Here is a 23,180-nt window from a genome sequence, read left to right as displayed (position 1 = left end):
TTCCCTTTCCACACAAGAGACTGAATATTCAGTCTCTTGTGTGAAGGAAACCGGTTCCCTATCCATTCCAAATCCATTTCAGAGATACCCTATCTATCTTACATTACACAAAATTCTTGACGGTACCGACAGTTCTTATAAAAAATTGTCAATCGCGATAAAAATCTGTCAATATTCTTTTGGAAAATAAATTCCTTTTCCAAATTTGAAAATGCCTGGCATCTCTATCGCCAGGCATCGATTTTCTTAACTTATGAAATGTTGAAACCAGCCAGTCAACTCTTGCAGCCGCTTCTCCGCCGCTTCCTTGCTTTCCTTCACTACGCCAAAATAAAACTTGCATTTTGGCTCGGTTCCGGACGGGCGGATGGTCACCCATGATTCATCAGCCAACACAAACTTCAGCACATTTTCCTGAGGCAATGCCAACGCCGCAGTGGAGCCATCTTTCAACAGGGCCGTGCCGCTCAAATAATCTTCCACCCTCACAACCGGCACACCGGCAATCTCCTTCGGCAAATGCGAACGCAATCCATACAAAAGGGCGCGCATCTCAACTTGTCCGTCTTTTCCTTCAAACACTTTGGATACCAAAGCCTCCCGGTAATAACCGAACTCCTTATACAGATCCTCGAGCACATCAAGCAGCGTTTTCCCTTTCGTTGCATAGTGGGCCGCCATTTCCGCCACCTTGATCGCCACCTGGACCGCATCCTTATCCCGGACAAAAGGTTCAATCAAATATCCGTAACTTTCCTCATAGCCGAACACAAACGTATGCGCACCGGTTTTCTCGAACTCTTCAATCTTTTCGGCAATATATTTGAACCCGGTCAACGTATTGATCGTTTCAACACCGTACTTCCGCGCAATCGCCGCACCCATTTCGGAAGTCACAATCGTTTTCACCATCGCGCCATTTTCCGGCAACGTCCCCTGCTCCTTCTTCGTCTCCAGCAAATAATGCAACAACAGCGCCCCAAGTTGATTTCCCGTCAACAGCACATACTGCTCCCCGTTCCAAACGGCCACCCCGAGGCGATCGGCATCCGGATCCGTCGCAAGCAACAAATCCGCTCCCGTTTTTTGCCCCAGCTCCATCGCCAACTCAAAGGCGGCGGGCTCTTCCGGATTCGGATAAGCCACTGTCGGAAATGAACCATCCGGACTCGCCTGGGCTTCCACCACATGCACATTCGCAAATCCAAAAGCCTGCAATCCTCCCGTCACCGGCACGTAGCCTGTCCCGTGCAATGGCGTGTATACAATATGAAGCCCGAAATCCAAGTCGCTTCTTTCTTTCAATGTCATTAACCGTTCCAAATACGCTTCATCAAATTCTTCCAAAATCCAATGCAACAAGCCTTGTGTTTCCAGCACTTCCGCATCGGCCGCTTCAATGCCAAAGAGATTTTCGATTTTTTTCATATGGCGCACAATTTCCTTTGCCGCTGACGGAACCAGTTGCGCCCCATCTTCCCCATACACTTTGAAACCATTGTACTGCTTCGGATTGTGGCTCGCTGTGATGACCACCCCGGCAAAGGCATTCAACGCCCGGACCGTAAAAGACAATTGCGGCGTTGGACGGGGTTCCTTATATACATAAGTAGAAACTCCATGCGCCCCCAACACCCGGGCCGTCTCCACCGCGAACGCTTTGGAAAAATGCCGTGTGTCATAGGCAATGACCACGCCTCGCTTTTTCGCTTCTTCCCCTTTTGATTCGATATAACAAGCCAATCCTTCCGCAGCCCGACGGATGGTAAAAAGGTTCATCCGGTTCGTGCCGGCCCCAAGAACGCCGCGCATCCCGGCCGTTCCAAAGGATAAATGTTGATAAAACCGGTCCTCGATCGCCGCCGGATCCCCCTCAATCCGATTCAATTCCTCTTTCAAATTGTCGGGCAATTCTTCATTTCTCCATTGTTGATAAAGTTCCGTAAAGTTCATTGCGACACCTCTCCAATCGGCAAATTCATGGTATTTATTATGGCACAGAAAATGTAAAATGCCAATTCCGACAGGCAGAATTGGCATTTTGGAAGGGTAGGTTGGTTACCAAGCAAAGCAAAAAATATATGAATGGGAGATAATAACAATTTTTATGAACATATCCGCCTTTTTTATGAAGTTATCGGCGGATGTTGACAATATCGAACCCGGAGTTGCAGCCATAAAAAAATAATGTATGTATCCGAACAAAAATATGTATCCAACCCTCTATAAACTGATAAAGCTCGGCTTGCCGGTGACGTACTTCGTTTCATACAAAAGCGCCAAGGCGAGTCTTCTTCTTTCCCACACTTTTTCCGCGGATAACCTGATGAGGAACCGTTCATGATTCCGAAAAATGACATAACAGTGGTTCTTATCGACCGGCTTCACATCAAAGCCCATATCAATCGCCCATAATGGTTCGCGGAAACCCGCACACGGCAATTGCATTGCAACAATTTCCCGTTCTTCTGAAATGACAAGCGGCGGATTTTTCCGGATCCTCAAGATTCTCCGGGCCGATTTCAGCCGGCCGTTCAAATCGGATCCGAAATAAATGCAAATGTCATCCAACAGTTGATACACGTTCTTCACCGAAGCAAAATTCCCATAATCGTAGGTCAAAATTTGAGATGAATGCACTTCATTATAGAAAGGAGCAATCGCGAAAACATTGAAATTCTTCATGACATCAATTTCACTGATTCCGTTCCTGTTCATTCAATCCCCCCTATAGTCAGTTGCCTCACCAATTTTGAAAATATAGGACTGCCCAAAAGAATGATAAAGGTCATGAAACGTTTTTCCTATATTTAAGTAAAATTATACATTATAAACAAAAAAATACAATATAAAATATAGAATTTTGTAAATTTTCTATAATTTGAAAAGAATAGTTGGGAGCAATCCCCAGGATACCATTGGAGAATTCCCGGAATAGCCGATTCGAAAAAATGGGCCGCTTCTCTTACGATAAAAGCACCCGGGAATATTGGATCAGTGCTGATCACGCAGGAGAAGTGGAATGGAAACCTTTGATCAAGTGCTCGAACAATATACGCCCATGATTTACAGCGTGATGAAAAAAGCGAAAATCTACAAAAACCATGAGCATTACCGCCATTGTGCAACGGTTGCCTTATGGGAAGCCTGGAGAAAATATGACCCGACATACGGACCTTTTGCGCCATTTGCCTACCGCACGATGCTCACCACGATTTACCGGGAAATGAGCAAGGAAAATCAATATGCGGCACACTATGCCAGCTACGAAAAGGACACGCTCACCTTTTTGGCCCATCAAAAGCAAAGGAAAAGCGGCGAATCCGGCTGTCCGGACCTGTTCTTGGAACTGGCTGCTTTGGTGACGAAGGAGGAAATGGAACTGCTGATGGATATCTATTATTACCGATATAAATTTGAAGAATTGGAGAAAAAATACGGTGTGACCGCCCATGCCATCAGAAAACGGAGGGACCGGCTTATGAAGCGGTTGCGGGAAAAGCTGGTGTGAGATGGGAAGGAATCGGCACACGGGCTGATGCGTTGCGGATGCCAATGACGGGTGTTTCGGATGCCGGGTTTCTTGTGCCTGGTGCCCTTCACATGCCAGACATCGTCAAAATTTATTCCCAATCATTTACTAATAAATCCATAAACACTTTCATAATGTAATTTCGGTGGGAATTGATGCTGAACGGGAGGCTCTTTTTGTTGGGGTGCCTTGCCTGCGGGACCGCTTCAGAAGCACCGGAGCTCCCCTGGCACCAAAAGCCGGCACTTCTTTGAAGCCTGACACCGAAAGCACTAGCCAGGAGTTTATAAGCACAGGCGCTCCCCTGGCACCCCGCAATGCCCAGGCACTCCTGCCAGAATGGAGGTTCACCATGAAGAAATGTCCAAATTGTCAAAGAGTCATCAACGGCAATGAAACATTCTGTATCCGTTGCGGCACGGAATTTCCTGAGCGGGATCCGGCGCCTGTATCATCCGCCAAATCCGCCAACTCAATCCGAACGTTCAACCAAACCCGCTCCCTATACAGGCAAGCAATCGCCCAACTTCACAACAGCAACGATTGCGGCGCTCAAGCTCAGGAAGAACCGATCCGGAAACGGAGCCAATTTCATTCCAGATCCACAACATCAAGTCAAACCAACCTGTTTTCCAAAACCGTTACATTCATCCAAACCAAAGTCCTTCCCGCCATCCAATCTTTGAAACAAAGCAACCTTCTCAGCAAAGACAAAAATATCGCGCTCATCTCCATACTGCTGACGATCCTGTTACTCACGGGAGCGCACTTGTACATTCAACATGCATTAAACCCGCAAACCCAAGCCGCCCACATCGCTAAATATGTGGAAAAAAATAAACCTGACCGGCTGGCCGCCGCATTCACGTACACGGAAAAGACCTATGTCAATCCAAAAAGTTTTTATACGTATCTTCATGACAATCCATGGATATTGGAAGAGCTGCAACACGCTGCGAAAGAGGCGAAAAAACTTGGCAGAGCGGAAATCAAAGATGAATCGGGCAATCGCATCATTTCCATCTCCAACCAACCCTTTTTATTCTTTTACAAAAAATACGAATTCCGGGTAAGACCGGTCAAAGCGTTAGTGTCCACTACCGACCCTGGACTGGGCGCGACCATCACGGTGGGAAACAAAGAACCCGTCCCCATCGATAAGGACCGGGTCAACGTCGGCTATTTCGCCCCAGGCCCTTATGAATTCACCATTGCCTATCAAGACGATTATTTCGTGAAAGAAGACAAGGTCGAAGTATATTTATCGGGGGAACAATATGAATTTCCCATCCATCTGAAACTGCAACCCATTGAATTGACGTCGGACATTCCGGATGCGATTGTTTATATAAATGGAAAAAACACGAAGAAAACGGCTGAGGAAATCCAATTGACCACCGTCCCTTTGGATGGATCGGTGGAAATTTATGCAGTGGCAACCGATGAAAACGGGGAAAAAATCAAATCCAACACCCTTCATCTCACAAAGTCTGCAACACACATCACCTTTCCTGATGCAAAATCCAACCGGGCATTTTATGAGTCCCCCGCGACAGATGCGGAAACGTGGATCGGAATTTTCCGCAGGGACTATGAAAAGGCCGTCAACCTTGCAGACTTTGACTACGTGGCCGATTATTTCATCCCCGGCAGCCCGGCCGAAGAAGAATATCGAAATTTTGTGGAAGGCCACCAAAATAGGGCCGGCTATCAATACAACTTCCTGTCAAACGAGATTTTGCATGCGGCGATTCTTTCGGACAACAGCGTATTGATTGAAACCCGGGAAGCCTTTGAATATCATTCCGAAGATGAAGGCGATTGGTACTACGAACGGCAAAAGAAATATACCTTGCAAAACAACGACGGCCTCTTCAAAATCGCCGACATCGAATCGAATACCATCAAAAAGGAAAGAAGAAGTTAGGAGCCAGGCGCTTACAATGGTGCCTGGTTTTTTTGTTGGGGGCTTTGGAGGATGCCAAAGTTGTTTGGTCCAGGGGTTTGGTATTATTCATGGGGTAATCTTTTCCATCTCTTGTTCCTTAAGGATTCAAGACACGAAAAATGCTAATCAAAAAAACCCTGTTTTAAAAGAAAAAGCGCACCAAAAGACTATGTTCACAACTCACTGTCCTTACCCCTTTCCGATCCCCCTGTCACTCCCACTCCAAACGGACTCTCTTCCGAAAAAACGAAATCATGTTGTTTCAAAAACTCCGGAAATTCCAAAAACCCACCCTTCACCATCCGCTTATACACCGCTAAAGGAATCGGCTTGGACACCGCCCGCACTCCTCACCTAAGTAGAAACTACACCAAATGTACGAAAAATTCCAAAGTTGCTCCGCGGTTGCATCCCACTTCTTCTTTTAATGTTTATCATTAAAAAATTAATGAAATTTATAAAAAGTTTATTGTTATTCATAAAATTTTCTGTATAATTTAAACCATAGAGGCATCCATGAATCGCAACAGTTCGATCGAAGGCTACCAAACGGAAAAGGAGGAATGAGAAATGAAAGAGTACAAATTCGAGCGGGTGGAAGTAAAGGGATTGCCTGGGCTTTATTCAAAAGCAAAGGAAGACTACCGGGGTATCATCCGAAATCACGCGCAAGAAGGATGGGAATTGGTCCAAATCTTCACACCGCTTACTTCGGTTTACGGTGGAACCCCTTATTTTGAAATAATCTTTTCCAAAGACGTGTAATGGGAAGCATGGGAGATGAAAAACATGGAAAAATCTTTAAAAGCGAAAAAGTTTCAAACGTTGCTTAAAGTCTTGAATGTTCTATTCAGCCTCTTGTTGATCCTAACTGGCATTGGCAACTTGTTGATTCTATTATTTTTGGGAGGAACCTTGTTCACATCGGAATCCTTCATCCAAAATCTCATCAATCAAGGAAGCATCAGCGCTTCCATCGGATTCAACGGCTTAAAAATCTTCATGGAAGAAACCACCTTTCATTATGATAAAACCTTGATGGTCATTTCCGTCTTGCTGGCTTTGCTATATGGGTGTGTCATTTTTGCCATTCTATTGCTCGTCAAACGATTCATTCAATCAATTATCAATGGCGGGATTTTCACCTTGAAAAACAGCAGAAGAATCGAATGGATCGCTTATTGCATCCTCTTTTTAAGCGTGACGATAAAAGGCATCGCCGCCTATTTCCTTTATTCCATGAATGAAATGGTCCAACTGGCCGATTTGCTTCAAGAGGTTGAATGGGTGGAGTCGGTGTCCTTCGAATTTTTCGGCATCCATTGGAGTATGTTGTTGTGCGGATTGGTGATTTGGACGATTGGCTATATTTTTAGATATGGTACATTTTTACAAGAAGAATATGATGCGACAGTATAGGAAGTGAGAAAATGGCAATCATTGTTCGATTAGACCGGATGCTCGCCGACCGGAAAATGCAATTAAGCGAGCTGGCTGAAAAAGTCGATATTTCCATTGTGAATTTATCCAATTTAAAAACCGGCAAAGCCAAGGCCATCCGATTCTCCACATTAAACGCCATCTGCAAAGCCCTGAACTGCCAGCCCGGCGACATATTGGAATATGTGGAAGATGAGGAGTAAAGTGGCTTTCGGAGCGCCAGGTACTTGCGGGGTGCCTGGTGTTTTTTATTTGCTTAAGTTGGGATATATGGGATTTAGGATGCTATCCCATAAGTGTATAATCTATCCGCCGAGTGGATAACTTTGTATGCCCAAGTTGATTCTCTATCTGCCCAAGACTTCCCCATCTTCCCCTAAGATAATTTCCGTCCGCGCGAATCTCCCCAAAAAACAAAATAAAAAACCCTTAGCACTCAAAGGGTTTTTCATTGCGCATCCGCTTCCTTTCCGCTAAAGTTCTCACAAAAAACGTAATAAAAAGCATCATCAAAAAAGGAACGATGACAACATAAGCAATATAAATCAATACGTACTTAATCCATTCCCATAAGTCCGGTCCGGCCAAAAAATAATTAAAATAATCAATTCCCACCAAAATCTCAAACACAACCGAATAGCATCGGTTTGCCAAATGGGTAGGTTTTTTTGGCCTTCTACATGATTTAACCTATTCCAATATCTTTTTAGTTCAAAAAATAGAAACAGAAACACTATTTATTACCTTATTATTTTTTCAACAGATTGTATTACTTAGCTCCAGTATATATAATTATATTAATAAGAAATAATAAAGGCACTACAAGCTGCATATGCTAGCCAATAGTGCCTTTCATATGATATTCGGAAAACTGCATGTGCAGTTCAATAAAATATCATAAAGTAGTATGTAACTTTGTATTACAATTATACATGAAAACTAATTTATTGGCAAGAGACATTCCAAGAGGAGTGATTATCTTGAGTTATCGCAGAACCTATGATATTAATATATACTTTGATGAAAGTGGAAAAAGTACCGAAAAATTACATTTGATGGGAGCCATTTCAATCCCAAAAAAATACTATGAATATAATGCACCTGTTCTAGATAAAATCGTCAAATCAATTAAAATTCATTGGACGGATTACAACGGTTATACCCCTTTGTATGAAAATATAAAAACAATTATCAATGAAGTGATGAAAAATTATTCTTTAATTAAAATGAATGTCATTTCATTTGATATGAATAAAATCGAACAAAATTCTCAACCATTTAAACCACATGTAGAGAATGTGGTTGATCGTACAATATATACTAAATTTCCTGAGCGAGTTGTTTATGGGCTTGTTAGGAAGTATGGGAAAGACACCTTTGTAAATGCAGAAGTATTCATTGAACATGACCATACATACGAAGCAAAAGAATATGATTTAAAAAAGGAAATGCTTCACCAATTAAATATTCAATCAATCTACCGTGGTGAGAATTTTAAAGTAAGCCGAGTGGAATACCTTTCAAAAAAGACTACATATGGTGTAGAGTTAATGGACATCCTGCTTGGAATGGTTCGGACTATCATTCAAAATGAACCTCCCAATAGCAAACGAGCCTTCGAAAAAAATAAGCTGGTAATGGAATTATTAAACGATGATAGCGGAAATTTTTTATCCTTTGTCAAAACAATAACATTATTCGAATGGAATGGCTTTTCAAATGAATTAAAATCAATCTCCTTTGAGAAATATTTAGATGTTTTCATAAGTTCTAATTTCAATTTTGAATATTTTTAATAGGATATTTTGATTTTTGAATATAAAATATTCATCAAGCATGCAAATTATTCATCAACTTCAGTAGAAGCAATTCATTCTTCAACACTGCCGCAAGAAATTGGAGAAAAACAACTAACAAATCCAGGATTTTGAAATTTCTCTACAAGTCCTGTTTTTCCCCATATTGTATACAACCAAATCATTCCCCTAATCCGCCCAACAACCCCTTCACCAACCCCAATTCATGTCCATATCGATCCAAATGTATCAATACTTGCAACAAATTCAAAAACTCCCGGACTTTATTTAAGCGCATGGAACTTTCCCAACTCCACGCCCTTTCCCCAAATGAAACTTGCCACTAATGCCCTCATGTCTGCAACTTCACACAATGGGATGCTGAACCTTTGCATCCGATCTATGCAATAGGTTTCCTCCCAACAATAAAACCCGCCCCATGACTGAGGCGGATTTTTGTGCAATGAACAGCGACAACCTTCTCTTTGGCAATCCCAATGCCACCATCAACTCCCATACGCGCAGCGCGTCTTAACCAATTCCCTTCCAAAAATACCCAGCGCCATCCCAACAGAACACCATCTTCACCGAATCCCCTTGCCAACACCCTCACAAACTCCAATACAAGAACCCTCTCTCTTCGCACGCCTTCCGATCAAACACGCTTTTGACATCCACCAGCACTTTTTTGCCGCTTCTATACAGTTGTTCCAGCACTTCAAGGGGGAACGTTTCCAACAACTCATTGTGGGGGACGGCAAACACGATGGCATCCAGCTCTTTCACCTCATCCAAACCGGCCAGACGGATCTGATATTCCTCATACACCTCCTCAGACTCTGCCAGCGGGTCGTACACAATCGGTTGGATGCCATATTCCTCCAGTTCTCGGATCACATCAATCACTTTTGTGTTGCGGACATCCGGCACATTTTCTTTGAATGTGAATCCCAGCACCGCAACACGGGCGCCGATGATTTCCTGTTCCGCTTTGATCAATTGTTTAATGACGCTGGTGCCGACAAACTTGCCCATGTCGTCATTGATTTTTCGCCCGGCCAATATGATTTGGGAGTGATACCCCAATTGTTGCGCTTTATAGATGAAATAATAAGGATCCACCCCGATGCAATGCCCGCCCACCAAACCGGGGGTAAACTTGAGGAAGTTCCATTTCGTCCCTGCCGCTTCAAGCACCGCCTTCGTGTCGATGCCCATCCGGTCGAACACCATGGCCAGTTCATTCATGAATGCGATATTGATATCCCTTTGCGAGTTCTCGACCACTTTCACCGCTTCGGCCACTTTGATCGACTCCGCTTCAAAGACCCCCGCATGGATGATGGAACGATAGACCGCCGAAATTTCCTGGAGCGCCGCCGGGTCGGAACCGGAAACCACCTTGGTGATGTTGGTCAACGTATGGATTTTATCCCCGGGATTGATGCGCTCCGGCGAGTAGCCCACTTTGAAATCTTTTCCATATGCCAAACCCGACACCTTTTCGAGGATGGGCACGCAAATCTCCTCGGTTGTGCCCGGATAAACGGTGGATTCATAAACGACAATCGATCCCTTTGCCAAATTCCTGCCCACCGTTTCACTGGCACGGATAATGGGATTCAAATCCGGCGTTTTATCGGAATGGATGGGCGTGGGGACGGCCACGATATGGAACTTGCACGCTTTCAGGTCCTTTTCATCGGAAGTGAAGCGGATGGCCGTTTGTTTCACCGCTTCGTTTCCGACTTCCCCTGTCACATCAATCCCATCCAAATATTTTTGGATTTTTGATTGGTTTATATCAAACCCGATCACATCATAGACTTTCGCCAGTTCAATGGCTAACGGCAGGCCGACATAGCCCAATCCAATGACGGAAATTTTCGCTTCTTTCCTTTTCAATTGTTCAAACAGCATGAAAACAGATCACCTTTCCAGTTCCAAATTTATGCATGATTCCGGGAGAGGTCCGCAGTCCGACTGGTGGTGAACAGACGAACTATTACAGGTGCCGGCTTTGTTACAGCATGGTTGGATGGATATGGTTGGAGATTGGGGTTTGAATACATTGCTGACAGTTGTAGCATATGTACGTTTTTGGGAAAGGTGTGGGGATTTCAGGATGAGGAATGGGCAAAAAAATCCGCTTCCGCATCAAGAAACGGAAGCGTTGAAATCCTTGCCGCGCGCCGGGAATGTGCTGCTCAGATGCTTGGGTATAAAAATTTTTTTGGCACCCCTGTCTCTTTTTCACCTCCTCGAAGCTATATATTCAATAGAACAACCAATCAATAGGAGGGATTTCTGATGGAATACAACGGCATCAACGTCATCACCACAAAGCAGCTGGCCACATTCTTCCACACGAATGTAACCCGCATTTATACCATTTTTAACCGCTATAAAGAAAAATTCGAGGAGGGAAAAGACTACTTTTTGCTATCCAAAAAGGACATTGAAGAATGGAGCAAATCCGTCCACCTTCCGGGATTAAAACATACTTCTCTTCTCTACCTTTGGACGGATCAAGGAGCCTTCAAAATCGCGCAATCCTTCAAAGGCCTGAAAGCATGGCAAGGCTATTGCAACTGCATCCATTACTTTTACGGCGCCGAGGAAGACTGGCAAAACGCGCTCAACGAACTCTTTGAAAAAATGGCAAGAAAGGTGGCGGAAAAATGAAAGCCTCCCATCTTACATTCTCGTTGACACTGGCAAACAGGCTGGGGGTAGATGCAGCCATAGTTCTGCAAAGGCTGCATGAAGAACTGCTTCAGTGCCAAACCAAATTCAACGGCCATCGTTGGTTTCCCCACACCTATGAAGAGTGGCGGGGAAAATTTCCCTTCTGGTCAAAAGATAAAATTGTCCGCATCATTTTAAGGCTGGAACAAGAAGGATTCATTATCTCGACGAATGAATTGAACGATGATCCTTTGAACCGGACAAAATGGTATCGCATCCATTATGAGTTAATCGCAACGTTGGGAAAGGACATTTTTCCGGATACCGTTCCGTCAGAGGAAAAGAATGTAAATGCATTGACCGGAAAAGGCCAAATGCCTTTTGCAAAATCTGAAATTGGATTTTTGGAAGATGGATTTTGCAAAAAAGAAAACCCTTTGACGGGAAATGCCCATGCTAGCTCAAATTCCAAAGACGGTTTTTCAACAGATGCACTTTGCCAATTGGCGGAAGAAGCCAATCCCCCATTGACCGGAAATGCCAATCCTTTCCCAAATCCCAAAAATGGTTTTTCAATCAATGCGCTTTGCCAATCAAAACCGCATTATCCATTGACCGAACATACATCAGTAAGTCGATTTTCCAACAATGGCAAATCCAGTGTTGCCAAATGCGAAAATGCATCTTCCGAAATGGCAAAAAAGGCAAATGGCAGCGCTCTGGTCCAATCCCAACAGGCCAACATCGAACAATACCATTTCATCACCCAGGCGTTTAGTAATTATTTAAATAAAAATACAAGTTATTCTAATAATTTAATAATTAAATCCTAACTCTAAAACTTAAATAATCTTTAACCCTAATACAAATCTATAAAATTTTAACTTAATCATCTTGATAATCCTAAACCAATACATAAATCCCAAGTTTAGAATCTGTTCATGATCACAAAAACCTAAAAACAAAACTCCTTCACCACTTTATACAACACAAGGGGGAGATGAAAATGCAGCCACTGAACACCGACCTGCTCGAAAAAAGCATTCTTGGCACGATGATGAAAGAAAACCATTTGATCCATGAAGCGGGCATCCAGCCGGAAATGTTTGTTTCCGAAGCCCACCGTGTGATTTTTGAAGCGATGAGGCACCTGGCAAACCAAGGAAAACCCGCGGACTGTGTGACACTCCTGACCGAAGTGGAGGTCGGGGAGGCAGGGGCCAATTATTTAATCACTATGGCCTCCTATGCCAATCCGGAAAAATTCGAGCAATACATGGACTTGCTTATGGAAGCATGGAGGGAGCGGCAGAAAATCGCCCTCCTTGCCGAAGCCCAGGCGGAAAACTGGCCCATCGAACAAATCCAAACGAAGCTGGATCAACTCTTCACCGGCAACCAAACCATTGAAACCAGCATCGACCAGGATTTAGTACAACTTTCGGAACGGCCATTCTTTCCCGAAGACGAGAGCGACTACATCCCCATCGACATCAAACAATTAACGAAAATGATGAACGGCTTCAGGCAGGGGGAAGTGACCATCATCGCGGGAAGGCCATCGATGGGAAAAACGGATGTAATGAACCATTTTGCGCTCCATACAGGCAAAACGGGGCATTTGCCCATCATTTTCTCTTTGGAAATGAACCGGAAAATGCTCGTGGAACGGCTGATCGCCCTCTGCGGCAACATCAGCCGGACCAAAATGCGGAATCCCTATCAAACCTTCACCCAAGAAGAAAAAGACAAATGGATGGACCACCTTTCCGAACTGAAAAAAGCCAACATCCACATTGACGACCGAGCCGGAATCACGGTGAATGAGATGCGGGCGCAAATCCGGAAGCTGATGAAAAAACATCCGGACAAGAAACCGGTCATTTTCATCGATTATCTGCAAATGATCGCCTGTGAAGAATACCGCAACAACCAATATCTCAACATCGCCTACATCAGCGCCCAACTGAAGAAAATGGCGAAAGACTTCCACTGCCCTGTCGTTTGCCTCGCCCAACTGAACCGGGCAGTGGAAGCCAGACATAACAAACGCCCGGTGATGAGCGACATTCGGGATTCAGGCAACATCGAGCAGGATGCGGATGTGATTATCATCCTGTACCGGGATGCTTACTATGAACAACTGCAGCCGGAAGAAAAACGGCAACCCCAATCACGTTATGAAAAGCTGGAATTCATCGTTGCCAAGAACCGGAACGGCCCCACAGGCACAGCCTATGTTTATTACAATAAATCCACTGGAAAAATCGCAGAGGAGGCGGTGGAAGCCTAGATTTTGGGAAATCGTGAGGAATTACTGCCGCCCCTTCCCATTGGAAGCTTGGATTTTGGAAGAGACGTGGAACTCAAATAGAAACACCGCGTGAAATTGACGGGGAAACAAAGACTGGGGAGGTGGACATGACAAAACAAGGAACGGTTGCTTCCCTATTTCACGATGCCCTCATATATGATGAACCTTACATCGCCCATTTCATTTACTATGCGTTGCAGAAAAAGAAAGTCACATTGGAGGACAAGATCGAAAAGCTCTACGAAATCGAATTGACCCCGGAAGAATATGAGAAATTTCAGGAAATAAAAAGACGGGATGTATTGCTAATGCGGCCAATCAAATTATATGCCATTCAACGGAACGGCCATCTCTACGATTTTTACTTTGCCAAAACCCCGGAAGAAGCCGCCTTCCTCCACTACCAACTTTTTGGGGAAAAAGTGCGGAAAGTGATCGATGCTTACAACAAGATGATGGATATGGGAATCTACAATACGGAAACAAAACGGACAAGCACATTCCGGGAACTGATGAAGGAGTATGTGAAATTCCCGGTTTATGTTTGTACGTTGGAGGGGGGAGGGAGTTAACTTACTGCACAATTGTCACAAATTGTGCAGTAATTGTTTTAATCCCCTAATGCACGCAGGATGCAATGGATTCATGTTTTACAACACGCAGAAGCGAATTAAACTACTGTACAATTGGCAGTAAGGGGGAATTATCCTTCCCCGTTTACCAATTTTATACTTCGAAATACTCATATCTATTGGATGACCAACATTAAACTCCCCGACTTTCTTGTTCCAAGAGTTTCTCTATACCCTTTTCAAGATATGTATGCAGCTCTGAAAGATCGGCGATGCACGAAATAAGGTCAACATCCGGGTCGCTTTTCGCTTCTTGGATATCTTCAATCTCCAATGTCCCTTCACCGCCGAGTATCACGAGCTGATAAATAAACATAAAATCCTCAAAGTATAAAGATTTTAAGTACTCAAATATCCGGTCTTCCAACGTTTTATAAACATCCAACAGCTGCTCCATCAATTCAGGTTCAAAAAACAAATATTCCTTCTTGATTTTACTTTCAGCTATCCTGACACTCAATTCCGCCCGATCTTTTGCTAATTTCGAAATGTGATCAATCATTTCTTTTCTCTCTTGTGTTAATGCAGTCATAACCTTCCCTCTCTTTGGTATCGTTTCTTTGTATAGTGGGAGAATCATATACTAATCGTCACCTATCCAATGAATATTTTCTCTGGGATGATTCTCCTCTATTGAAGAGAGGTTCTCATAAAATTAGAACCTTTTCGAACTTCATGAGAACCTCAAACACCATTTTGCGAACCTCTATATGCTATCTCCATTTTAACCACACGATTTTCGAACTATATTGGTGAGAAGAGCTTCTCCTCACGTGCGAACCTTTTCGAACTTCATGAGAACCTCAAACACCATTTTGCGAACCTCTATATGCTATCTCCATTTCAACCACACAATTTTCTAACTAATTGGTGAGAAGAGCTTCTCCTCACGTGCGAACCTTTTCAAACTTCATGAGAACCTCGAACATCATTTTGCGAACCTCCATATTCTATCTCCATTTCAACCACACAATTTTCTAACTAATTGGTGAGAAGGGCTTCTCCTCACGTGCGAACCTTTTCGAACTTCATGAGAACCTCGAACCNGAGAAGGGCTTCTCCTCACGTGCGAACCTTTTCGAACTTCATGAGAACCTCGAACATCATTTTGCGAACCTCTATATTCTATCTCCATTTTAACCACACGTTTTTCTAACTATATTGGTGAGAAGGGCTTCTCCTCACGTGCGAACCTTTTCGAACTTCATGAGAACCTCGAACATCATTTTGCGAACCTCTACTATATTGGTGAGAAGGGCTTCTCAATGTACAAACTTTAGTTTTCATTCTTTGATTTATTAGGATCCACTTTTAAAATATAATATTGATTAGGATCATGAATCGAAGTTCTAATTAATTCAAATATTTCTTTCTCACAAAGATTAGTTAAAATCTTTTTCGCATAATTTGTGCTTCTACCAATAGCATTGGCGAACTCTCTTGTTGTTAACTTTCCCTTATGATAAATCATTTCAATAGCTTTTTTTTCATGAATTTCAAAACTAGTCCATTCATCAGTTAATATCTTTTTTATTTGTTCATTATTTCGAACTCTTCGCATCACAATATTATTTTTTAATATTAACCTAATGGAATTTGCTTCTTCAATGTACTCGGGTTCTTCAAGAAAATATTCTTTCATTTCTTTGTACATCCGTTTTACACCTTCACCTAGTTCACGTACCCAACCCAATTCTGTTAGAACCCTTGCTATGGAAGGATTTCTTGAATAACGAACCTCTCGAATATTATCTCTATTTACAATATTAGGAAATCTACCAGGGCTTATTATTTCTAATCGATCATCAAACATTTTTACCTTGATATCGTCACCTTGAATATTATAAGCTCTGTGAACAACTGCATTTACAATTCCTTCTTGCCACGCAAATTCTGGATATTCAGGGACTGTCTTGAATTTACCTGTCAGCGGATCTAAAGAAGTAAATTGTCGTAGCTGTGCACCAATTACATCCTTGGCTTTTTGAATGAGTATTGGTAATGGTCCTTCAATATATTCATGTTTAATAATATTCATTTCTACACCAACATTTTCATAAATACCATCATATCTAATAAACCGGATACGGGCATTTGGGAAAAATTTCGTTGGCATTTTTGCAAATAATAATACACCCGCTGCTGTAATTTCTGGTTGACCTGATGCAATGTCAATAAAGCCTCTCGCATATAATGGCTGCAAAAGATCTTCCCCTTCATATTTTAAGGCTGTTGCATATAACTTTAAAACCTCATCATCAAGATCTTCAATTCTACATCTTTTAACTGGTTGTTCTTCGAATAAACGTTCACCCTTATCATATTCTAAATCTAAACGTTGCTCATGAGTTAATTCTTTATTTTCATCGCCTACACGTAAAAAAACTTTGTCAGACATTGTTTTATGAACAGTATCTCTCGAAGCAAATACTTGAATGAGTAAAATTTCATCTTGTTGCCCCTTTGAATTTATTACATCTAAAAATCGTTCTTCCGTTTTGATTGCTGGTTTACAGTGATCCATTTTGGCTTGCAGAAAATCATTTATTTTCTGTTCACCTTGTGATTTTACGCCTTCAATTTGCCCATTTTTTACTCCAATTGCAATAATACCACCGTCTGCGTTTGCAAAAGCAATCAAAGTTTCAGCAAGTTTTTTTGCTTTAATTTCAGCAGATTTTCTGTCAAAATATTGACTTTCGGGAATTGTTAAAATATCTTCTATTGTTAACGAGTGAAGAGCAGGTATTTCAAACATGTCACTCATCTCCTAATTGGCATTTACCTTAACTACTATTATATATGACAAAAATTCATGTTTATACTTTTAGATGTTAATTTAACATCAATTATTAAGATAAGTAAAATCACTAGCGTCGCATTAAAATAATTTAACACCTTCAAATAAACCGAATTTTCTGAAATATAATCCAAACACAAAAAAATCCTTTATAATGGTTGGGTGGTAATAAACCATCCAAATCCAATACAAAGGACAAAAGCATGGATAAGTTTACACCAAAAACATCATTTGAACAATGGTTTTCACCGATTAATCGTCCATTATTTGTAAGCGTCAAATCTTGCACACCTTCTTGGTGTGCTAATTTCATGAGATAATCTCCTCCAGATGAAATTGAAGGAGGTTTTTTTATGCCTAAGAATCCTGAATTACGAAAGGTTTGGGAACAACGAATCGCTGACTATCGTAAAAGCGGTCAAACTCAAGTAAACTGGTGCAAGGAAAATCAATGGAGTATTCACCAGTTTAAATACTGGTTAAGAAAAATTGAAAATCCAATAAAAAATCAAGGAAAGTCTACAAAATGGGCATCCGTTACCCTAGAAGATCATTCACAAACAGTTGAAAATTCATTACGGATTGAAATTAGTGGGATTTCAATTGAAGTAAAACCTGGTTTCGATCCGGCCTTTCTTTCAGAAGTGGTTAGGACGTTGAAATCAACATGTTAGTTGGTACAAGAGCTGAACGAGTTTACTTGGCAAAAGGAAGTACTGATTTGAGAAAATCCATTGATGGATTAGCTGCTTTGGTGAAAGAGGGATTTGATTTAGATCCCTTTTCATCAAGCTATTTTGTGTTCTGTAATCGAAAGCGAGATAAATTAAAAATTCTTCACTGGGACTATAATGGTTTTTGGCTTTATTATCGTCGATTGGAAAAAGGAAAATTTCAATGGCCAAATGAAAATGACACTGGAACGATACAAATTAGTTATCGGCAATTACGCTGGTTATTGGATGGTCTTCCAATGGAGCAAAAGAAAGCACACCCAGAAGTAAAGGCTAGAACAGTTATATGAATTTTTTACTTTTAACAAAAACCTGGGAGGAAAATAGCTAAAACCGTCGAATTATTACTACATGATGAAAAATTTAAAGAATCCTAACCAAAACCCATTTGAATTAATTGAAAAACTTCAACAGCAAATCGTTGAATTGACGGCGAAATTACGATGGGATGAAGAACAGTATCGTCTTAGTCAAAAACGAAAATTTGGCTCTTCAAGCGAAAAAACAAATCCTAATCAATTAGAACTACCTTTATTCAATGAAGCAGAGGTAGAGTCTAATGTAAAAGCCGAAGAGCCAACTGTTGAAACAATTACATATCGTCGTAAAAAGAAACGTGGTCAACGTCAAGCTACGTTTGAAAACCTGCCTATGGAAACGATTGAATATCGTTTACCCGAAGAAGAGTAGGTCTGTTCGTGTTGCGGTGAAAAAACACACGAAATGAGCACAGAAGTACGACAAGAATTAGTGATTATTCCGGCTCAAGTCAAAGTTTTAAAACACGTTCGATATGTCTATGGATGCCGTCATTGTGAGCGTAATGAAATAGAGACACCAATCGTTACAGCACCTGCCCCAAAATCTGTGTATCCAAAAAGTTTAGCTTCACCGTCAAGCATGGCATATATTATGAATCAAAAATATGTAGAGGGGCTACCTCTATATCGCCAAGAACAACAGTTCAAACGATTAGGTGTGATCTTATCCCGGCAAACCATGGCCAATTGGATGCTTTATGGTGCCGAAAAATGGCTTGCGCCAATTTATCAACGAATGAAAGAGCATCTCCTCTCTAAAGACATTCTACATGCGGATGAAACAACTGTTCAGGTTTTACATGAACCTGGAAGGTCAAGTACATCGAAATCTTACATGTGGCTTTATCGGACTGGAAGAGAGGATCCACCACTTGTCCTTTATGACTATCAGGAAACTAGAGCAGGAGAACATGCCAAAGAATTCCTAAAAGGGTTTAAAGGATACCTGCATGTCGATGGATATGCAGGATACCATAAGGTATCCGGCGTAACATTAGTTGGATGTTGGGCTCATGCCCGCAGAAAGTTCGATGAGGCTTTAAACGTACTTCCTGAATCCAAACGTCATTCAGCAGTCACAGCTCGGGAAGGACTCAATTTCTGTAATCAGCTATTTGCCATCGAGCGTGATTTGAAAGAATGTACACCAGAAGAACGATATAAAAAACGACAGCCAACCATTGTTGGAGGCTTTTTCAGCATGGCTAAAAACAGAGAAAAGCAATGTTTTACCAAAGAGTCTATTAGGTCAAGCCATTACATACTGCCTCAACCAATGGGAAAAACTCGTGGCATTTTTAGAGGATGGACGTTTAGAAATCGAAAATAATCGAAGTGAACGATCCATTAAACCATTTGTGATCGGAAGGAAGAACTGGATTTTTAGCAATACTCCGAAAGGAGCTAAGGCCAGCTCAATCATTTACAGTATTGTGGAGACAGCAAAAGAGAATAAATTAAATCCATTTTATTATCTTCGCTACTTATTTGAAAGGCTTCCCAATATGGATATAAGCAATATGGATGAGCTTGATCAACTACTTCCTTGGTCCAAAACAATTCCTTTGAATTGTCGGGTTTTTAATAACTTATCACAATAATAGTATTTAATCCCTATCATTAAAAGGTGGGGATTATTTTACGCTTACTTATCAACACTCTTTACTATATCGTAATATACCAATGGAGAAGTCGGCAGATGAGTATGCAATATCTAAATTAAAGGAAATTGACTGGAAATATTTAGAGGAGAAGCTAAAAAAATGACGAGAGAATGCATCTCCCGTCTTAAGAGTGAACACTGCTACATCTCTTAGTAATAAGTTCTACCTTTAGCATTCAAGACATGTGAAGTTCTATGTATTGCATAATAAAAAGAAAAAGCTAATATGGAGTTCGAGAATCCGTAATAGAATTCTTAGACTTCCATTTTATGCAGTTCATTGATAGGGTTCTCAATCCATTTGCTACTTTGTGGTAACAATATTGCTTTTGTTGATCTACATATTCGTCGCTAATAAAACTGACTTTAGATTATTAGGGGGGATATTTGTTGAAAATTATATTAGATGCGAACATCCTCATTTCAGATTACTTTTTGAAAGGAACTTCAATAAATTTGTTATTGCGTTATTTAGATCGAATTCCAGCACAACTAAGTATACCTGAAATTGTTATTGATGAAGTGATAAACAAATATCGAGAAGATATGTACCAATTGAACAACGATATTCAGAAATTAAATAAAGATTATCGACGTCTTTCAAATGTTGATTCAACCTTAATTTCAATCGATATAAAAAAAGCAATTGATGAGTATAGACAATTTCTTGATGCTTTTGTCTATGATAATGATATAAAGTTGTTACCTTATCCTAAGGTATCACATAAGGACATAGTTCAAAGAGAATTGTTACGAAAAAAACCATTTAAGATAAATGGAACTGGGTATCGAGATTGCTTAATATGGGAAACAATCAAAGAGAATTTTAAAGTTCCTCAAGAATCAATAGTATTCATCTCAAAGAATAAAAGTGATTTTGGCGAAGAACCTATGTTTTTTGAAGAATTAAAAAGTGAACTAACTAATGCTTTCAGATTTGAGTTATTCAATTCCATACAATCTTTTAATGATAAATATATTAAACCGTTAGAGGAGCATATAACTAAGTTGACAGGCACTTTATCACAAAATGGTCTTGACTTTTTTGATCTTCATAAGTGGGTATGTACAAATATGGAAACGTTTATTTATGATGATGGAGCAGGATGTTATGGAATCGGATTTGATGAATATGGGACTGTTATGCTTGATTCTATAGATAAGATAAACTCGATCGATATTCTTGATGCGGTAGAAATAAATGAAAGAGAAATCAAGTTAACAGTCAGTATTGATGCTGATTTAGTATTATATATTTCTTCAAATGACTATGATTGTGAGCGGAGCGACTTTATTCGGGAGTTTTTTGATTATGACACAGAACCTTTTATTAGTATTTCTACCTCACAGAGTCATAATCTGAAAATGGAATATGATCTAATACTGGATAAAGAAAAAAGACAGGTACTGAGTCGTGAGTTGAGAACAGTAGAAGGTGAAGCAGGTATAGTTTCGTTCAGTTATTGAAGAATATTGTATAAAAGTTATTGGTAGATACTTTCCTATTGTGAATTCCGTCATCTTTAATTAATTTACATTACATTTATGTAACTTAAATGTTGAATAAATATTGCGAGAGGTCGTCACCTCTCGCCTAATTTTTTTGCCTCTTAGATGGGTTACGGTGAAGCGTGTTTGTTGTAAGTCAAACCTTCTTGTATTTTTTATCATTAAACTCCTCGAACGAATTGTAATTAAGTTTATTTATTGTTAAAGCCGATGATAAAATGGTTCTTACGTTGATGATGTATAAAATTGTTTTTGGCAAGTAGAAATTTAGTTTGCCATAAACAAGATAAGTAAAATCTATAAAGTAATAATATTAATGATAATACATTACACTATTTAGTTTAGTAAAACTTAGTTACCAAAACCGTTTTTAAGGTGTAATACCGTTTTCTAAAGAAGAACGGAGGAGAGTCTTAATCCACTTTGCTTTTTTCAGTTTCCAACAATCAACCCTTTCCCATAAAAACACATAATGAATAGTCCAAAATAATTCCTATTTTTCACATAAAAAATAACAGGATATAAGGTGTTAAACGCCTCATATCCCGCTTTCAAACCTCCACGCATCCCTGCACATATCAACAATATCCCGTTTCGCTTTCCAATCTAATTCTCTTTCGGCTTTTGAAGCATCCGCATAGCAAATTGCAATATCGCCCGGTCTGCGTTCTACAATTTCATATGGCACTTTGATGCCGTTCGCTTTTTCAAAAGCATGCACCAACTCCAACACGCTTGTCCCTTTTCCAGTTCCGAGATTATATATATGCACACCTTTTCTCAAATGCTTGTACGCCGCCACATGTCCCTCTGCCAAATCCATCACATGAATATAATCCCGAATGCCCGTACCGTCTGGAGTTGGATAATCATTGCCAAACACCCGCAATTTTTCCAATTCGCCTTTTGCCACTTTTGTAATATACGGCATCAAATTATTAGGAATCCCGTTCGGATCTTCCCCAATCAACCCGCTCTCATGGGCACCGACGGGATTAAAATATCTTAAAATGGAAACGGCAAACTTCGGATTCGCCTTTGCCACATCCATCAAAATCCTTTCACTCATGGCCTTTGTTTCACCATATGGATTGGTAGTCGGCAATAACTCCATATCCTCTTTAAATGGCACTTGATTCTCGCCATAAACGGTCGCGGAAGAACTGAACACAAATTTATTCACATTGTACTTTTGGCAAACCTTTGCCAAAATCATCGTGCTTCCAACGTTATTCATATAATATTTCAAAGGCTCTGCAACAGATTCCCCGACCGCCTTGTAACCGGCAAAATGAATAACACCATCAATTTTATGGTTGGAAAAAATCCGCTCCAACGCTTCTTCATTGGTCACATCCACATGATAAAAAACAAAATTATCATTCAACTTCCGAAGATTATCCAATACAGCAGGTTTACTGTTTGAAAAATTATCTAAAATAACCAAGGAATAACCTTGTTCCATTAAAGCAACGCAAGTATGTGAACCAATGTATCCTGCCCCGCCAGTCACTAAAATTTTCATTGAATTCAACCCCATTTTATTATTAAATAAATCTATTCATTCCTAAAAAGATTATCACATCATATAAACTATGGCGACATTATTCACAAAAATCTTTAATAATTTTACAAAAAGTTACCAAATTGTGTTATTATTATAAATGTATTTACAGTCACTAGCGTCGCATAAATAAGTTTTGAAATTTCAGATTTTATTTTTCTGGAAAATTAGCGAAAAACGAAAACACCTAAATAAAGGTAGTAAACATCCATTTTTTACCTATAGCTTAAGACGAGTGCA

General features: G+C 40.7%; 22 protein-coding genes and 1 pseudogene. 15 read left to right on the top strand and 8 right to left on the bottom strand.

Going from position 1 to position 23,180, the window contains the following annotated elements; translation table 11 throughout:
* Positions 1-246: 246 nt before the first annotated feature.
* On the bottom strand, positions 247-1,953 hold the full coding sequence (locus ACFPOH_RS09045; RefSeq protein WP_342580974.1) for a phospho-sugar mutase: 1,707 nt from the start codon (positions 1,951-1,953) through the stop codon (positions 247-249).
* 270 nt (positions 1,954-2,223) lie between these two features.
* On the bottom strand, positions 2,224-2,718 hold the full coding sequence (locus ACFPOH_RS09040; protein ID WP_342580973.1) for a competence protein ComK: 495 nt from the start codon (positions 2,716-2,718) through the stop codon (positions 2,224-2,226).
* Positions 2,719-3,022: 304 nt separating this feature from the next.
* Here ACFPOH_RS09040 and ACFPOH_RS09035 point away from each other — a divergent pair, with 304 nt between their 5' ends.
* The 7 genes from ACFPOH_RS09035 to ACFPOH_RS09005 all read left to right on the top strand — a co-directional run bounded on the left by ACFPOH_RS09035 (position 3,023) and on the right by ACFPOH_RS09005 (position 8,716).
* Positions 3,023-3,511: a sigma-70 family RNA polymerase sigma factor gene (locus ACFPOH_RS09035; RefSeq protein ID WP_342470227.1), complete on the top strand. Its 489-nt coding sequence runs from the start codon at positions 3,023-3,025 to the stop codon at positions 3,509-3,511.
* Positions 3,508-3,672 carry a hypothetical protein gene (locus ACFPOH_RS09030; protein WP_390309451.1) on the top strand — a complete coding sequence of 55 codons (165 nt, stop codon included), beginning with the start codon at positions 3,508-3,510 and terminating at the stop codon, positions 3,670-3,672. The genes ACFPOH_RS09035 and ACFPOH_RS09030 overlap by 4 nt, the downstream gene beginning before the upstream one ends.
* Positions 3,673-3,884: 212 nt before the next feature.
* Positions 3,885-5,459, top strand: coding sequence for a TcaA NTF2-like domain-containing protein (locus ACFPOH_RS09025; protein WP_390309450.1), 1,575 nt, complete (start codon positions 3,885-3,887; stop codon positions 5,457-5,459).
* A 591-nt stretch (positions 5,460-6,050) separates the two neighbouring features.
* Positions 6,051-6,245, top strand: coding sequence for a DUF4177 domain-containing protein (locus ACFPOH_RS09020; RefSeq protein ID WP_390309449.1), 195 nt, complete (start codon positions 6,051-6,053; stop codon positions 6,243-6,245).
* 24 nt (positions 6,246-6,269) lie between these two features.
* On the top strand, positions 6,270-6,899 hold the full coding sequence (locus tag ACFPOH_RS09015; protein WP_390309448.1) for a DUF2975 domain-containing protein: 630 nt from the start codon (positions 6,270-6,272) through the stop codon (positions 6,897-6,899).
* Positions 6,900-6,910: 11 nt separating this feature from the next.
* Positions 6,911-7,123: a helix-turn-helix domain-containing protein gene (locus ACFPOH_RS09010; RefSeq protein WP_342470234.1), complete on the top strand. Its 213-nt coding sequence runs from the start codon at positions 6,911-6,913 to the stop codon at positions 7,121-7,123.
* Between the two features lie 777 nt (positions 7,124-7,900).
* Complete coding sequence (locus tag ACFPOH_RS09005; protein ID WP_342580968.1) at positions 7,901-8,716, top strand: DUF3800 domain-containing protein; 816 nt, start codon at positions 7,901-7,903, stop codon at positions 8,714-8,716.
* A gap of 400 nt (positions 8,717-9,116) precedes the next feature.
* On the opposite strand, the gene ACFPOH_RS09000 is transcribed toward ACFPOH_RS09005, so the two are convergent.
* Together ACFPOH_RS09000 and ACFPOH_RS08995 are read right to left on the bottom strand one after the other, a co-directional pair.
* Complete coding sequence (locus ACFPOH_RS09000; RefSeq protein WP_390309447.1) at positions 9,117-9,338, bottom strand: hypothetical protein; 222 nt, start codon at positions 9,336-9,338, stop codon at positions 9,117-9,119.
* Positions 9,326-10,636, bottom strand: coding sequence for a nucleotide sugar dehydrogenase (locus ACFPOH_RS08995; RefSeq protein WP_390309446.1), 1,311 nt, complete (start codon positions 10,634-10,636; stop codon positions 9,326-9,328). The genes ACFPOH_RS09000 and ACFPOH_RS08995 overlap by 13 nt, the downstream gene beginning before the upstream one ends.
* Positions 10,637-11,026: 390 nt before the next feature.
* Between ACFPOH_RS08995 and ACFPOH_RS08990 the strand changes: the two genes are divergently transcribed.
* The 4 genes from ACFPOH_RS08990 to ACFPOH_RS08975 all read left to right on the top strand — a co-directional run bounded on the left by ACFPOH_RS08990 (position 11,027) and on the right by ACFPOH_RS08975 (position 14,290).
* Positions 11,027-11,401: an ORF6N domain-containing protein gene (locus ACFPOH_RS08990; protein WP_390309445.1), complete on the top strand. Its 375-nt coding sequence runs from the start codon at positions 11,027-11,029 to the stop codon at positions 11,399-11,401.
* On the top strand, positions 11,398-12,237 hold the full coding sequence (locus ACFPOH_RS08985; protein ID WP_390309444.1) for a hypothetical protein: 840 nt from the start codon (positions 11,398-11,400) through the stop codon (positions 12,235-12,237). Before ACFPOH_RS08990 ends, ACFPOH_RS08985 begins: the two co-directional genes overlap by 4 nt.
* Before the next feature lie 173 nt (positions 12,238-12,410).
* The gene (locus ACFPOH_RS08980) at positions 12,411-13,697 is read left to right on the top strand and encodes a replicative DNA helicase (RefSeq protein ID WP_390309443.1); all 1,287 of its coding nucleotides are present in this window, start codon (positions 12,411-12,413) and stop codon (positions 13,695-13,697) included.
* A gap of 128 nt (positions 13,698-13,825) precedes the next feature.
* Positions 13,826-14,290 (top strand): hypothetical protein, encoded by a 465-nt coding sequence (locus ACFPOH_RS08975; RefSeq protein WP_390309442.1) that lies wholly within the window; start codon positions 13,826-13,828, stop codon positions 14,288-14,290.
* 193 nt (positions 14,291-14,483) lie between these two features.
* Here the strand turns inward: ACFPOH_RS08975 and ACFPOH_RS08970 are convergent, their stop codons facing one another.
* The 3 genes from ACFPOH_RS08970 to ACFPOH_RS08960 all read right to left on the bottom strand — a co-directional run bounded on the left by ACFPOH_RS08970 (position 14,484) and on the right by ACFPOH_RS08960 (position 17,463).
* Entirely contained in the window at positions 14,484-14,882 is a 399-nt protein-coding gene (locus tag ACFPOH_RS08970) for a hypothetical protein (protein WP_390309441.1), read from the bottom strand.
* Between the two features lie 744 nt (positions 14,883-15,626).
* Positions 15,627-17,108, bottom strand: a complete 1,482-nt coding sequence (locus tag ACFPOH_RS08965; RefSeq protein WP_390309440.1) for an ATP-binding protein — start codon at positions 17,106-17,108, stop codon at positions 15,627-15,629.
* 142 nt (positions 17,109-17,250) lie between these two features.
* On the bottom strand, positions 17,251-17,463 hold the full coding sequence (locus tag ACFPOH_RS08960) for a hypothetical protein (protein WP_390309439.1): 213 nt from the start codon (positions 17,461-17,463) through the stop codon (positions 17,251-17,253).
* Positions 17,464-17,503: 40 nt separating this feature from the next.
* On the opposite strand from ACFPOH_RS08960, the gene tnpA reads away from it, so the two are divergent.
* From tnpA to ACFPOH_RS08940, 4 genes and pseudogenes are all read left to right on the top strand, one after another.
* Positions 17,504-17,824 carry an IS66 family insertion sequence element accessory protein TnpA gene (gene tnpA / locus ACFPOH_RS08955; RefSeq protein WP_003352856.1) on the top strand — a complete coding sequence of 107 codons (321 nt, stop codon included), beginning with the start codon at positions 17,504-17,506 and terminating at the stop codon, positions 17,822-17,824.
* Positions 17,818-18,174, top strand: coding sequence for an IS66 family insertion sequence element accessory protein TnpB (gene tnpB, locus ACFPOH_RS08950; protein WP_145986160.1), 357 nt, complete (start codon positions 17,818-17,820; stop codon positions 18,172-18,174). The genes tnpA and tnpB overlap by 7 nt, the downstream gene beginning before the upstream one ends.
* Before the next feature lie 61 nt (positions 18,175-18,235).
* Positions 18,236-19,805, top strand: a pseudogene (gene tnpC, locus ACFPOH_RS08945) (IS66 family transposase).
* A gap of 452 nt (positions 19,806-20,257) precedes the next feature.
* The gene (locus tag ACFPOH_RS08940; protein ID WP_390309438.1) at positions 20,258-21,334 is read left to right on the top strand and encodes a PIN domain-containing protein; all 1,077 of its coding nucleotides are present in this window, start codon (positions 20,258-20,260) and stop codon (positions 21,332-21,334) included.
* A gap of 580 nt (positions 21,335-21,914) precedes the next feature.
* On the opposite strand, the gene galE is transcribed toward ACFPOH_RS08940, so the two are convergent.
* Entirely contained in the window at positions 21,915-22,901 is a 987-nt protein-coding gene (galE, locus tag ACFPOH_RS08935) for a UDP-glucose 4-epimerase GalE (protein WP_390309437.1), read from the bottom strand.
* Positions 22,902-23,180 lie beyond the last annotated feature (279 nt).

It is taken from the genome of Ureibacillus suwonensis (assembly GCF_042655065.1).
GTDB lineage: Bacteria > Bacillota > Bacilli > Bacillales_A > Planococcaceae > Ureibacillus > Ureibacillus suwonensis.
This window is presented reverse-complemented; position numbering and strand designations above follow the sequence as displayed.

Bases quoted from the DNA above. Each gene is read 5' to 3' on its own strand.
- ACFPOH_RS09045 (WP_342580974.1), bottom strand. From the start codon at position 1,953: ATGAACTTTACGGAACTTTATCAACAATGGAGAAATGAAGAATTGCCC.
- ACFPOH_RS09040 (WP_342580973.1), bottom strand. From the start codon at position 2,718: ATGAACAGGAACGGAATCAGTGAAATTGATGTCATGAAGAATTTCAAT.
- ACFPOH_RS09035 (WP_342470227.1), top strand. From the start codon at position 3,023: ATGGAAACCTTTGATCAAGTGCTCGAACAATATACGCCCATGATTTAC.
- ACFPOH_RS09025 (WP_390309450.1), top strand. From the start codon at position 3,885: ATGAAGAAATGTCCAAATTGTCAAAGAGTCATCAACGGCAATGAAACA.
- ACFPOH_RS09020 (WP_390309449.1), top strand. From the start codon at position 6,051: ATGAAAGAGTACAAATTCGAGCGGGTGGAAGTAAAGGGATTGCCTGGG.
- ACFPOH_RS09015 (WP_390309448.1), top strand. From the start codon at position 6,270: ATGGAAAAATCTTTAAAAGCGAAAAAGTTTCAAACGTTGCTTAAAGTC.
- ACFPOH_RS09010 (WP_342470234.1), top strand. From the start codon at position 6,911: ATGGCAATCATTGTTCGATTAGACCGGATGCTCGCCGACCGGAAAATG.
- ACFPOH_RS08995 (WP_390309446.1), bottom strand. From the start codon at position 10,636: ATGCTGTTTGAACAATTGAAAAGGAAAGAAGCGAAAATTTCCGTCATT.
- ACFPOH_RS08990 (WP_390309445.1), top strand. From the start codon at position 11,027: ATGGAATACAACGGCATCAACGTCATCACCACAAAGCAGCTGGCCACA.
- ACFPOH_RS08985 (WP_390309444.1), top strand. From the start codon at position 11,398: ATGAAAGCCTCCCATCTTACATTCTCGTTGACACTGGCAAACAGGCTG.
- ACFPOH_RS08980 (WP_390309443.1), top strand. From the start codon at position 12,411: ATGCAGCCACTGAACACCGACCTGCTCGAAAAAAGCATTCTTGGCACG.
- ACFPOH_RS08975 (WP_390309442.1), top strand. From the start codon at position 13,826: ATGACAAAACAAGGAACGGTTGCTTCCCTATTTCACGATGCCCTCATA.
- ACFPOH_RS08970 (WP_390309441.1), bottom strand. From the start codon at position 14,882: ATGACTGCATTAACACAAGAGAGAAAAGAAATGATTGATCACATTTCG.
- ACFPOH_RS08965 (WP_390309440.1), bottom strand. From the start codon at position 17,108: ATGTTTGAAATACCTGCTCTTCACTCGTTAACAATAGAAGATATTTTA.
- ACFPOH_RS08960 (WP_390309439.1), bottom strand. From the start codon at position 17,463: ATGAAATTAGCACACCAAGAAGGTGTGCAAGATTTGACGCTTACAAAT.
- tnpA (WP_003352856.1), top strand. From the start codon at position 17,504: ATGCCTAAGAATCCTGAATTACGAAAGGTTTGGGAACAACGAATCGCT.
- tnpB (WP_145986160.1), top strand. From the start codon at position 17,818: ATGTTAGTTGGTACAAGAGCTGAACGAGTTTACTTGGCAAAAGGAAGT.
- galE (WP_390309437.1), bottom strand. From the start codon at position 22,901: ATGAAAATTTTAGTGACTGGCGGGGCAGGATACATTGGTTCACATACT.